This window comes from Candidatus Photobacterium acropomis (assembly GCF_030685555.1).
Lineage (GTDB): Bacteria > Pseudomonadota > Gammaproteobacteria > Enterobacterales > Vibrionaceae > Photobacterium > Photobacterium lucens.
In genome coordinates, this window is sequence record NZ_CP131608.1 from 999882 (window position 1) to 1012379 (window position 12498).

Here is a 12498-nt window from a genome sequence, read left to right on the forward strand (position 1 = left end):
CAACAGTACACTATTGATTAAAAAGAATAGGGTTGCTGTTCTTATAAGGCGGAAGAGCCATTCTTTCAGCCATAAAGTCGATAAAACATCGTACTTTAGGTGCTAGGTACTTACGACGTGGATAGACAGCATAAATTGGCAAATCTACTGTTGTTTTCCATTCAGGTAGTAGAGTTACAAGTTTATTAGATTGAATTTCATCGGTGAGTAAATAGGTTGATAGATAAGCTATCCCCAAACCACTCATGGCTGCATCTAACACAGCAGGTGCATTATCAATACGGTAATTACCACTGACACGAATCGATTGTTTGATCCCATCTCGGCAGAATTCCCAATTAACGTATTTACGTTCCCGACTTTGGTAAGTAATGCAATTATGCTGACGCAAATCACTTGGTGATTCAGGCATACCGTGCTGCTCAATATAGTCAGGAGAGGCAACCACAACAAATTCACATTTGGCCAGTTTTCTTGCCACCATGCCTTCCGGTGGATGCTCATGAATCGCGATCCAACAATCAAAACCTTCTTCTAATAGGTTAGGGCGATGATCAAACAAGCTGATCTCAAGCTCTAAATTAGGATTTTGTTTTTGGAATTCAGCAAGCGCTGAGGTGATATGAATATTACCGAATGATTGTGCAATACCAATACGTAAAACACCTGTGATTTCATTACGATACCCTGCAACCATCGCTTCGGCTTCACTTACGGTATCAATAAGTTGTTGACCATAATCAGCATATTGAAGCCCAATTTCTGTAAGCACTACGGTACGGGTACTGCGCTGTACTAACTGACAACCGAGTCGATCCTCTAAGCACTTTATTTGCTTACTTACTTGCGATTTAGAAATGCCTAAACGCTCGGCTGCACGAGTAAAATTCTGTTCATGGCCAACCGCTGCCAAGATGACCATTTGCTGTAGATTATCAAGCATTCACAAACCCAAGTGACAGTGTCACATTAAATAAAATCAGGATATATAACCAAGGCATTATTGTTGTTTACCTACTAAACATCAATATAACTATTAGTAAAAACAATAAATAACATCATTTTAAACGATTTTAATAATGAAGAGGTTAACGCTATGATAACGCGATAGTTTATGGAGGAACCCATGTTAACCGTTTTCACGACTTTTTTACTTTTAGGCCTATATAGTTTCGGTGGACCTGCTGCTCATATCGGTTTTTTTCAACGTGCATTTGTACAAGAGAAGAAATGGATCAGCGATGATGATTTCAACCATGCTGTTGCTTTGTGTCAGTTTTTGCCTGGGCCTGCAAGTAGCCAATTAGGCATGTATATTGGCTTTAAAAAAGCGGGGTACCTTGGTGCTGTTGCCGCTTTTATTGGTTTTACCTTACCATCATTTGCGCTGCTTACGGCACTTGCCATTGCAAGCAGTAGCGTGACGCAAAACTCTGTTGTTGAAAGTTTAATTTTAGCAGCCAAACTATTGGCTGTGATTGTAGTGGCTGACGCATTATGGGGAATGGCTAAGAAGAATCTTACTTCAGCACTGACCATTACGATCGCTTTTATAACGGCAATCTGGGTATATTTCAGCACAGGCCTACTAGGGCAAATCTTACCAATTTGTATTGCTGCTGCGATTGGTTATGGTCTTTCATACAAAAATGTCGAGCCAACAAAAACACAGCAAGCCGTTAGCATTAAACCGCACATGGGAATATTGAGTACATTTATTATCCTATTAGTTGTACTGCCATTAATCGCAAGCTATAGCCAAGGCTTGAATCTGTTTAACATATTCTACCAAGCGGGCAGTTTTGTATTCGGTGGTGGTCATGTGGTACTTCCGTTATTACAACCAATGATGGAAGGGTTGGTCAGCGAGTCAACGTTTATCAATGCTTATGCTTCTGCCCAGCTTGTACCTGGACCGATGTTTACCATGGCAAGCTATCTTGGTGCATCAATTGATTCATTGCATCCTGTTGTGGGTAGTCTTATTGCAACCATAGCCGTTTTCTTACCGGGGGCACTGCTATTGTTTGCATTTGTTCCAGCATGGAAAGCACTATTTGCTCATCAGCGTTTAAAGCACTCAATTACATTAGTGAATGCATCAGTAGTAGGTTTGTTAGCAAGTGCATTTGTGACGCCAATTATGACAAGCGGGATAAAATCCTGGTTTGATATCGTGTTAGTCGTAGTGGGATTCATTGCTTTTAAACAGTTCAAATGTCCGGTGTGGTTGTTGGCGATATTGCTTTTTGTTGCCAATTATATGATTGTGATTTGATCCTGATAAGCGTATAACATCATGATTATTTTAGAGGATCTGTGCATAGCCAGATCCTTTCTTCTTTTAGGAAGCCTATATGCATATTGTCTGTGAAACAGAAGCGCTAGTGATTCGTAAATTTGAACTAACGGATACTGACTTTATCATTCGTTTGCTTAATGAAGAGTCATTTATTCGATATATCGCAGATAAAGCTGTACGTAGCCACGAAGATGCTATTCGTTATTTAACTCAAGGCCCAATGGCATGTTATGAGGCTAATGGATTCGGCTTAAACATGGTTATTTTGAAGTCGACGAATACAGCGATAGGGATGTGTGGTTTGTTAAAGCGACCAGAGCTAACATATCCTGATTTAGGTTATGCATTTTTGAGCCAATATTGTGGTAAAGGTTATGCTTTTGAAGCGGCTGAAGCAGTTATTGCAGATGAAATGAAACGTTATGGTTTAACGAAGATCCAAGCTGTGACATATCCTGATAATATTCCATCTAATCAGCTACTTATTAAATTAGGATTTGAGAATATCGGTAAGATAGAACTTTACGGATTGAGTAATAATCGTTATCAATTTGGCGATTAATCATGGCGGTATGCTAGGGGAGAGCTGAGTCGCAGGAATGAGTTATTGATTCTATTATCTTTAAGAGAGGTTTTGATTGTAAAACTATCACTATGGATATAGTTATGAATTATCAACTCGTTATTCAAAAAATAAGTTATTTGTTTGTCATGCTTTCTTTAGTGCTTATGAGCCAACTTAGTTACGCTAATATGTCAAAAGTACCTGAGCCTGACAATGAAACGCCTCAGCAGCATATTCAAGCAAGTCCGTTAGAAAGAGAATTAAAATGTACAGGTGGTAGCATTAAGACCTGTACATCAAATTATGTTTTTCCTTGTCCAAAAGGCTGGAGAAGTTGCCCACTAAAGGGTGATAACAAAACTTGTTGTAAACAGCAAATCGATTTAAAAATCAAAGATATATCAAAATAAATTATCTAGTATATGTATTTTATTTTGATAATAAAAAGAGGTAGCGATTGTACCTCTTTTTTCGTTCATATAATAACTAATGCACTATAACTTTATATAGTGGAGTAATTAAAAATTACCAATCAAGTACTAATTGATGATTCTTAATAATGAGATCAGGCTTAGTAGATTTAAGTAAAGCTTGCTTCATTTCTGACTCGTCGAGTTTATAAACAGGTTGAGTTGATAGCACTTGACCGATGATGGAGACAAAAGGTGTAACCACTGGTTTAGTTAGCATATTATTGAATCTTTCTGGTTTAATATTCAGTGATTCAATATTTAAGCTGCGTAAGTAAATCGCACCTTCATCAGGATTATAATAAGGAATAGCACTAAAGTTAGCATTCAAAACAATATCTTGTGGTGCTTGACCGGCTAACTCTAACTTTGCTGTTGCAGTAGCGTCAACGTTTACACGATTATCAGCGACACGACCGATACCTACTTTGACTTTATCTAAACGACCAGTGGCGTAGGCGATACCTTGAATCCCAACGGAACGTTCAACATTTGTTTCTTTATTGATGTAGTTTTGCATTTCACTTTCAGTGACACCGTAACTACTACAGCCTGCAAAAATAAATGCACAGCTTGCGATGATCAGAGCTCTAAAACGCATATAAATCCTTAATAGCAAGTGAATAATGATTCTATTACTTATAGCTCATGATAAACAAAAGAAGCACGTAAACCTACGTGCTTCTTGAAACAAATGAAAAACTTAACCGTTAGCAAACAAAACTGATAAGTCGTAATTATCTCTAGTTAGTGAATTTTTAAGCTTTGATAGTGAGGTGACTTGCAATTGACGAATACGTTCACGTGTTAAGCCAACTTCTTCAGCTACTTCTTGCAGAGTTTGTGCTTCGTAGCCCAACAAGCCAAAGCGGCGACAGATAATTTCTTTATCGCGTTTATTCAAGCAATTGAGCACATTAGTAGTGATTTTTTCAATGGCTAAATCATCAACATGTTGATCTGGCTTGGCTATAGTTTCATCAGCAATCAATGCGGCCATTGATTGTGCATTGGTTTCTCCATTCACTGTTTGATCGTAAGAGATAATAGGGGTGTCATACGAAAGGGTTGTCGATACATCATCCAGCGATTTATTTAAAACATCAGCAACTTGTTCAGCACTTGGTTCTTGATTATTTTTCTTAACCAACTGTTTGTGTGCTCTAACAATAGTATTAATTTCTTTTGAAACATGCACAGGTAGACGAATGGTTCTGCCTTGGTTATGGATAGCACGCTCAATGGTTTGTTTTATCCACCACGTAGCATAAGTTGAGAATCGAAAGCCTTTCTCAGGATCGAATTTTTCGACTGCAGTAATAAGTCCAATATTACCCTCATCAATTAAATCACTAATATGTATCGTGCTGCCGCGATATTTTTTAGCGATGCTAACAACTAGTCTTAAATTACTTTCAATTAACACTTTTTTGCTATTTTTATCACCAGCTAAACTTTTTCGGCTATAAAGAATTTCATCCTCTTTGCTTAGTAGATCTTTCTCCGCTATATCCTTTAGGTATAAATGGACAATATCTCCACCCTGTGAAACTAGATCTTCTTTCTTGTAAACATCCATACAACGTCCTCGGTATGCCTTTTACGATTACTTTTTTATAAATTTCCATAAGCAACGGAGGTCACACTACCATAAAGGAATATCATATACAGCTATTTTATTAAATTGTTAATAAAATTATTGTATATGATCACATTTTGAAATTGATATTACATATACATCAAATTGTGGTTTTTATGGTTTATTGATAATTTTATTTAAAATAAATAACGACTAACTAACTGTTTAATAATAAATATATTTATATAGCGTTTATTCTCTAGCAATTCATAACGCTGTTTTATACTTTCGTTTTTCTATATCAAACTTTAGATAGTATTTAACTATTAGTTATCTTTTATCTATTTGCGTAAACTAACATACCGATAATTGAGATTAAATGATATTGATTATCATTTACAGGTTGATAGTATAGCTTAGTCTAAATAAGGAGTTAGCTATGGCCTGTTCATCAATTTCTATTAAGCCTGAAATGGCTAGCTTTAGCCTAAAGCTAAAGAAAAAACTTTTATTACTGGGCCCTGCATTTATTGCTGCTATTGGCTATATCGATCCAGGTAACTTTGCAACCAATATTGAGTCTGGTTCGGCTTTTGGTTATCAATTACTTTGGGTCGTTTTATGGGCCAATTTAATGGCGATGTTAATCCAATACTTGTCTGCTAAATTAGGCATAGTGACAGGGAAGAACTTAGCAGAACACCTGCGTGATCACCTACCGAAATGGGCAATTGGTCCTTACTGGATTCAAGCCGAAATTATTGCTATGGCAACAGATCTTGCCGAATTTATCGGTGCTTCAGTAGGTTTTCAATTGTTGTTTGGTGTTAGTTTAATGGAAGGTGCAATGATCACTGCAGTGGTGACAATGGCCATTCTTATGCTTAACAATAAAAGCCAAAAACCATTAGAAGTTGTTATCGGTTCATTATTACTGCTTGTTGCGGTGGTATATGTTGTTGAATTATTGTTTGCTCAGCCTCAAACACACGAAATGGTGAAGGGGCTTATTATTCCGACATTGGATAATTCGCATCAAATCTATCTTGCCGCTGGTATTTTAGGTGCGACAGTAATGCCACATGTTATCTACTTGCATTCAGCCCTATTTAAAAACACTTACGGCGAAAGTAAAAAAAGACGTTTAAAATCAACACGTGTAGATGTACTGATTGCTATGGTTATTGCTGGTTTTGTAAATATTGCGATTGTTGCAATGGCAGCAGCGGTATTTCACTATTCAGGTAATCAACATATTGCTGAGATAGAAACAGCGTATCAAACATTAACACCACTTGTTGGTAAAGCAGCATCAACATTGTTTGCAGTCTCGCTAATTGCGTCGGGTTTATCATCAACAGTAGTCGGAACGATGGCTGGTGATGTGGTTATGCAAGGTTTTGTTAAGTTCAAAATACCTTTGCTATTACGCCGTGTTGTAACAATGGTTCCGTCATTTATTGTTATTGCATTAGCTATTAATACGACAGAAATTCTAGTGATGAGCCAAGTCGTGCTTAGCTTTGGTATTGCACTTGCTATTATCCCATTACTGATTTTCACCAACAGTAAAAAGTTAATGGGGGAGTTCAAAAATAATAGCTATGTAAATTATGCAGGTATTGTGATTGTTACTTTGGTTGTAGCCCTAAATGCTTATCTTTTAGTGACACTTTCCTAAATTGATTAAGAAGAAGAACATTTCTTCTTCTTGATCAGATAGCTAACTGCTTTTTGTTGATTTTTAAATGTTTTAATTTCTTTATTTGATGACACATTCTTTATCATTGGTGCACGTTTTTTTAAACTTTCCTGTTTAACTTTTAATCCTTCACATGGCAAAACATTATACTGTTCTACATATTGTTCGAAACTACGTGCTCCTGATGGGAAAGAAATAAGTAAAATAATCGAAATAATTGAAGCAATAACACACATTTTCATCATGAACTCCTTTATCTGGAATATTATATTTCATATTTAATAAAGCATTAAATTGAATATGTCCAAAATTGAGAGTTCGTACATGATTTTATAAATACGATGAATTAATCAGTTACATTATCGCCCTGGAATCACACCTTTCAGATCATCGTCTGTACGTCTATCGTAGCGTTGCGTTGTCGTAATGCTGCTATGTCCCATAAATTTACTGACTAAAAGTAGATCGAATCCCGAACGAAGTAAGTTTGTTGCCACCGAATGTCGAAAATCATGAGGTGAGACTATTCTATTAAATCCTTTCTTATTCACCCCCTTACACAAATCATTCAATGTCTGTGTAGTGAGTCTTTGGTGAGTTAAAGCTTGATAACGGTTGATAGTACAAAATAGTGCAGGCTTATCTAAATGGCTATTTTGTTGACGAATAAAAAGCCATTGCTGCATCGACTGATAAAGATCACTCTTTGTCGAAAAAGGCACATAGCGTTCTTTATTACCTTTACCAAGTACCCGAAGTTGGCAACGCTCCATATCAATATCGTAGATATTTAAACTCACCACTTCTGCTCGACGTAAACCTGCTTCATACATCAACCAAAAAATAGCATTATCTCTCAACGCCTTAGCTTTATTTTTTTGATCTAATGTTAGTGCTGAGATGTGATCTAATTCTTGATAACTTAAATATCGACCACTTGATTGGCGAGAACCTCTAGGTAGTTTTATCGCTTTGATACGTTCTAATGTTTCAACTGAGATCAATTCTGCTAACCATGCATGTTGTGCAACGCCACGTAACATTCGAAGTAAATTATCAGCAGTAGCTGGCGCATAAGATTTCTTTTGATCGCCTAATGTATTTTCAATTCGATCCATTAAGAATGATTGCATCGTTGATTGAAGTACTGGTGCATACAGAAGGGGGAGCCAATCAAACCTTTCAATACAACTTCTAATACAAAAACAGCTAAATGCTTCTAACATGACACGAGATTGAGTCGTCAATTCGAATTGATAAAACTGTGGGGGATTAGGTTGTAACCAGCCTTGCTCCAAACTTACTTTTTTACTATCACTCAGTTTAAATTTGGCAATACGATCTTCAAGTTCGCTAACTTCCGATAGAGAAAGGATTTTTTCAGAATGCAGCATTTTAGCTACCGCCATCAATGCATTCAGCAGGGGCTTAACTTGTAAGTTTTTTAAAGGTAATTCAGCAGAAAAGAACTGATTCTTCATCTTTGCCTTTTGCTTCGCACGAAGAATTAAGAAAGCCCTAACTGCATCAAATAGCTTTATTTGATCTAAAAATAATACTTTCCAATCAATTAGTTGAAAACTATCGCCCATAACATAACGCGCTAATCGTTCTAACGTATACCTAGCATTCGCTTGTCCGCCAGTAGTATCCGTTGCAGCTAAAGAGTAAATATAAGAAAGTGCAGGGTTTGATGATGCGTATTGGATCTGGTTTACACGTTGTGCAAGCTCTGTTTGTTGACGTAACGAAGTGGCTCTAAGAGAGAAGGAACGTGGATCAATTGGAACATTATTTGGCATTACGAATGATATTTTAGATCTGCTATAAGAGATATTATATAAGACTGAGAATAAATTACTATATAAATCTGTTAGTTACATAAAAACTAATGATCGTATTTTATGATCTTACAATGCCATATTAGATTAAAAATCGAGCTCAAATATCTCCATTTTTGATAAATTTACCGATGCAATACTCGTCATATATAAAACAATTAAAGTGTTACGGTGTCACATGCAGTTGTAAACTTGATACGCTGAAGTAAGTTGTAATTACATATACTTAGACTATTAGGGGGAAAAGGATGTGTGGGTATGAAACGATTAAAGAGCCTGATCTTACTTTGTTGCTTTTGTTCCACCAGTGCTAGTGCAACGAATATCTACTTAAAACAATTTAATGAAATTGATAGCAATATAAATAACTTAACAGTGAACGTTAGTTGTGGAAAATTGCCGTCTATTTCGTTTGAAGGGGATGAGTTAGAAAATGTTAAATTACAAGTGTACAACGCAACATTAAAACTTTATTCAGCAACCGAAGAAAACCCAAAAACAAATATTGTTGCTAATGTGACCGTTGCTAAACCGCTTGTAAAAATGCTTATTGAAAATCATGCCAATGTAGATATCGATGATTGCGCTATAGATTCAACTCGATTTACTGCTAGTTTGGTTGAAAAATCATATGCGGAGTTACACGGTTCAACAACAAACTTAGATATAACATTAACCGATAATGCGCATGCAAAGGTGAATGTTGTTGCAGAGAATATGACGGTCACTGCATTTCAGTCATCATCTGTCGATGCCAAAAAAGCATTGGGGAAACTTAACTTATCATTGATGACAGATTCACTTTTTGAATTATCAGCAAGAGTGAATCAAGTCGAGCTTGATATGAAAGAACGTTCGATCGCCACTATGTGTAATACATCGAAAAGTACTATCAATGGCGTGATGGAAGATGATTCATCCATCGTTGTAAACAAAGAGGCAGAAACTAAAATAACCACCAACGATAATAGCAAAATCAATTTTTGCTACGAAGACTGACGTTTTATGCTAAATGTGTAATGATGATGCCATAGATAAGGAGTGCATTATGACGACACAAGCAGTTAGTTTTGCAATCAATAAAGAAGTCTCAGTCGCTGAAAACATTATTGAATATGTGCAAGGGCATGAGAGCGAGTTTTCACCAGCCTTATTCACTAAACATGATCAACAAGATTTACGTTATCAGTTTGCTACGGGCAGTTTGAATGTAGACATGGTTGAAATGTCATCTGATTTGAAAAGTGGTTACGCAACAGTCAGTTATGGTATTCATTTTTTCTGGCCTTGTAACAACCAAGATGAAATAGATACCTATAACGAAAAACTGCATTTCACCGTTGAAGGTGAAAACATCCAATTTGAATTGGTTCATCACGAACCATGGATAGTGCTATAAATAAAAACAGCCACTCATTGAATGGCTGTTTTAAGTATTTGTTTTAAAAATCTATTTAAACTATTTTTTAAAACCAATAGCGGTATAAGTTGCTTATTCGTCAGCTTCAAAACCGAATACACGATCTTGAATATAAACCATATCGCAATCTGTTTTGTATAGCACACTGTGAATACGATTTGCTTGAATGTAGCCAGTTTGACCCGCACTCAGAATCACTTCTTCACCATCTTTTACTAATTCACCGTCTTGCTTAATGTAAAACTGAATCGCAACTTCACCTTTAACAATGATCGACATATCGTCGTTTGGGTGATGGTGTGGTGCTTCGTAAGTGCCTGCATCCCAACGTTCAAGTAGTGCAGTTACACAGTTCTCGTTTTTCTCATCTGTATCGCGGAAGCTAAATCCTGGCATTTCAGGATCTTTAGTAAAATCAGACCAGATATTCTTAGAAATAAAATCACTCATAGTAAACCACATAACTGTTTGATGAATATGTGTTTATTATAGGCGATGAAAACTGCTTTATAGATAGACAAATTAGCAAGCTAATTAACCAAATAACCGTGCTACATGAACTATGCAATTTTGTTACATGGATAGTTAATACATGTCGATATCGTTGTATAACCACTCATCTGCTTCATCAAACATTTCTTGTAAAAGCACTTCAACACGTTCTTTATCATCAGCTAAACAACCTAAAACACTCAGATCATTGTTGCCGCCAAGACGAACACGTACATTTGCATCAGGCCAAACGGCATTGATACGACGAGTAAATTCTTCATCGATTTTAGTAAAATGAGCTTCAGATAAGTTAAGTTTGTTAATCATTAATTCAATACGCATAGTATTACTTACATCCAACTGTATATAACAACAGTGATTTTATAAACAGTAGTTTAGAACATCAATTCAAGATTTAAATGGTCGTAATTAACTGATTTTATTAATACCCAGCGTTATTGGACTAATTTTGACCATTAATATATTTATTCAAGTTCAAAAAATGCATAGATCACAAAACTCATGTAACACCTTTACGCAAACGTTTACTTGATTTGATGGAATCGGCATACTTTCGCCACTTTCTTTACTGTGCTTATCCTTTTTTATGAAAAAACTCACGCTTTCACTGTTGGCTGTAAGCCTGCTTTCTGCCTGTTCTCAAACTTCACAACTAAACCTTTAACGCCACTCTGATCATTAAGAACGGTCAAGTGTTAACCATGAATGGCAATAAAGACATCATTAAGCAGGGTGTCGTTGTTGTTAAAGATGATCAAATTATTGCGATTGGCTCAAGTGAATTACTTAAGCAATATTCAGCGACCAAAGTGATTGATGCTCAAGATGGCATTGTTATGCCGGGTATGATCAACACGCATAATCACTTACCTATGATTGCGTTTCGTGGCTTAGGTGAAGAAGGGATTGCGAACCGTTTGTTTGCATATTTCTTCCCATTAGAAAAAGAGAAATTAAGCCGTAATCTTATCTATCAAGCAACCCGTTTAGGCACATTGGATTTAGCACAAAGTGGTGTCACGACCTACGCTGACATGTATTACCACATGGATGAAATGGCCAAAGCAACTAAAGAGATCGGCTTACGTGCTGTACTGGGTGAAACAGTGATTAAGTTCCCAGTGGTTGATGCGAAAGAGCCTCATGGTGGAATTGAATATGCCAAGCAATTTATCAGTGAATACAAAAACGATCCGTTGATCACGCCAGCTTTTGCGCCACATGCGGTATACACAGTAGCAGAGGATAAATTACAAGAAATCAATGTATTATCTAAAAAATTAGATGTACCTGTGTTGATCCACGTAAGTGAATTTGGCAATGAAGCAGAGCGCATTCAAGATAATACCGACAAACTTAGCCCTGTTGCATGGCTAAATAAAATCGGGGTATTAAACGATCGTATGGTGCTGGCACACAGCATTCATTTAACCAAAGATGACATTGCATTGGTGAAACAATCAGGTGCAGGTATTGCTTACAACCCAATGGCAAATGCCAAAGGAGCAACGGGTATTGCACCGGCATGGGAAATGTATCAACAAGACATTCCAATGGGTTTAGGTACAGATGGACCAATGAGCTCTAACCAAGTCGATCTATGGCGTACCTTAAGTTATGCCGCTAACATGCAACGTCTAAAGCATGATGATCGCACTATTATGATCCCAGAGCAGGTCATTGAGTTAGCCACCATTGGTGGAGCTAAAGCGTTACATATGGATGATCAAATTGGTTCGTTAGAAGCAGGGAAGAAAGCCGATATCATTATTGTTGAAACAGATTCAGCAAATATGCGTCCTAATTACAATCCGTATGCAACCTTAGTGTACCAAGCAAACCCAAGCAACGTGGACACGACCATTGTTAACGGTAAGGTAGTGATGGAAAAACGTGAAATGAAGACCGTGAATGTGGGATCTATCAATCACGAAATCGATAAGATAGAAGCAGACATTCAAGACTTTGCTAAAGAGCTGGCAAAAGACGCCATCAAATCACCAAGCCTTATGAAGTAATACCTATCAGTAGCGTTTATTACCCTTTATCAATGTGATAAGCGCTACTTTTCCCCACTAAAACAACATATTAATCAAATAAAATACA

13 protein-coding genes and 1 pseudogene are annotated in these 12498 nt (G+C 36.7%); 7 read left to right on the top strand and 7 right to left on the bottom strand.

All coding sequences use genetic code 11. From position 1 onward, the window contains the following. Positions 1-10: 10 nt before the first annotated feature. Positions 11-943: a LysR family transcriptional regulator gene (locus tag Q7657_RS04495; RefSeq protein WP_107165771.1), complete on the bottom strand. Its 933-nt coding sequence runs from the start codon at positions 941-943 to the stop codon at positions 11-13. Between the two features lie 183 nt (positions 944-1126). Between Q7657_RS04495 and chrA the strand changes: the two genes are divergently transcribed. The 3 genes from chrA (at position 1127) to Q7657_RS04510 (ending at position 3277) form a co-directional block, all read left to right on the top strand. Continuing rightward, entirely contained in the window at positions 1127-2278 is a 1152-nt protein-coding gene (gene chrA / locus Q7657_RS04500; protein WP_107165772.1) for a chromate efflux transporter, read from the top strand. Positions 2279-2357: 79 nt separating this feature from the next. After that, positions 2358-2864 (top strand): GNAT family N-acetyltransferase, encoded by a 507-nt coding sequence (locus Q7657_RS04505; RefSeq protein ID WP_107165773.1) that lies wholly within the window; start codon positions 2358-2360, stop codon positions 2862-2864. A gap of 104 nt (positions 2865-2968) precedes the next feature. Then, positions 2969-3277: a hypothetical protein gene (locus Q7657_RS04510; protein ID WP_107165774.1), complete on the top strand. Its 309-nt coding sequence runs from the start codon at positions 2969-2971 to the stop codon at positions 3275-3277. Between the two features lie 115 nt (positions 3278-3392). Here the strand turns inward: Q7657_RS04510 and Q7657_RS04515 are convergent, their stop codons facing one another. Both Q7657_RS04515 and rpoS read right to left on the bottom strand, forming a co-directional pair. Then, positions 3393-3938: a YceB family lipoprotein gene (locus Q7657_RS04515; RefSeq protein WP_107165775.1), complete on the bottom strand. Its 546-nt coding sequence runs from the start codon at positions 3936-3938 to the stop codon at positions 3393-3395. A 102-nt stretch (positions 3939-4040) separates the two neighbouring features. Then, positions 4041-4916: an RNA polymerase sigma factor RpoS gene (rpoS, locus tag Q7657_RS04520; protein WP_053989065.1), complete on the bottom strand. Its 876-nt coding sequence runs from the start codon at positions 4914-4916 to the stop codon at positions 4041-4043. Positions 4917-5355: 439 nt separating this feature from the next. Here rpoS and Q7657_RS04525 point away from each other — a divergent pair, with 439 nt between their 5' ends. After that, complete coding sequence (locus Q7657_RS04525; RefSeq protein ID WP_498826161.1) at positions 5356-6597, top strand: Nramp family divalent metal transporter; 1242 nt, start codon at positions 5356-5358, stop codon at positions 6595-6597. Between the two features lie 5 nt (positions 6598-6602). Here the strand turns inward: Q7657_RS04525 and Q7657_RS04530 are convergent, their stop codons facing one another. Together Q7657_RS04530 and Q7657_RS04535 are read right to left on the bottom strand one after the other, a co-directional pair. Further along, positions 6603-6863: a hypothetical protein gene (locus Q7657_RS04530; protein ID WP_498826165.1), complete on the bottom strand. Its 261-nt coding sequence runs from the start codon at positions 6861-6863 to the stop codon at positions 6603-6605. Between the two features lie 114 nt (positions 6864-6977). Further along, entirely contained in the window at positions 6978-8420 is a 1443-nt protein-coding gene (locus Q7657_RS04535) for a tyrosine-type recombinase/integrase (RefSeq protein ID WP_107165777.1), read from the bottom strand. Between the two features lie 297 nt (positions 8421-8717). Here Q7657_RS04535 and Q7657_RS04540 point away from each other — a divergent pair, with 297 nt between their 5' ends. Continuing rightward, a complete protein-coding gene (locus Q7657_RS04540; protein ID WP_107165778.1) occupies positions 8718-9458 on the top strand; it encodes a GIN domain-containing protein in 741 nt (246 codons plus the stop codon). Between the two features lie 49 nt (positions 9459-9507). After that, complete coding sequence (locus Q7657_RS04545) at positions 9508-9858, top strand: hypothetical protein (protein ID WP_053989069.1); 351 nt, start codon at positions 9508-9510, stop codon at positions 9856-9858. A 93-nt stretch (positions 9859-9951) separates the two neighbouring features. Here Q7657_RS04545 and Q7657_RS04550 read toward each other — a convergent pair whose 3' ends face one another. Together Q7657_RS04550 and Q7657_RS04555 are read right to left on the bottom strand one after the other, a co-directional pair. Continuing rightward, the gene (locus tag Q7657_RS04550) at positions 9952-10329 is read right to left on the bottom strand and encodes a cupin domain-containing protein (RefSeq protein ID WP_107165779.1); all 378 of its coding nucleotides are present in this window, start codon (positions 10327-10329) and stop codon (positions 9952-9954) included. A gap of 135 nt (positions 10330-10464) precedes the next feature. After that, positions 10465-10713, bottom strand: coding sequence for a DinI-like family protein (locus Q7657_RS04555; protein WP_107165780.1), 249 nt, complete (start codon positions 10711-10713; stop codon positions 10465-10467). A gap of 265 nt (positions 10714-10978) precedes the next feature. Between Q7657_RS04555 and Q7657_RS04560 the strand changes: the two are divergent. Continuing rightward, a pseudogene (locus tag Q7657_RS04560) lies at positions 10979-12410 on the top strand (amidohydrolase). The last annotated feature ends 88 nt before the right edge of the window (positions 12411-12498 follow it).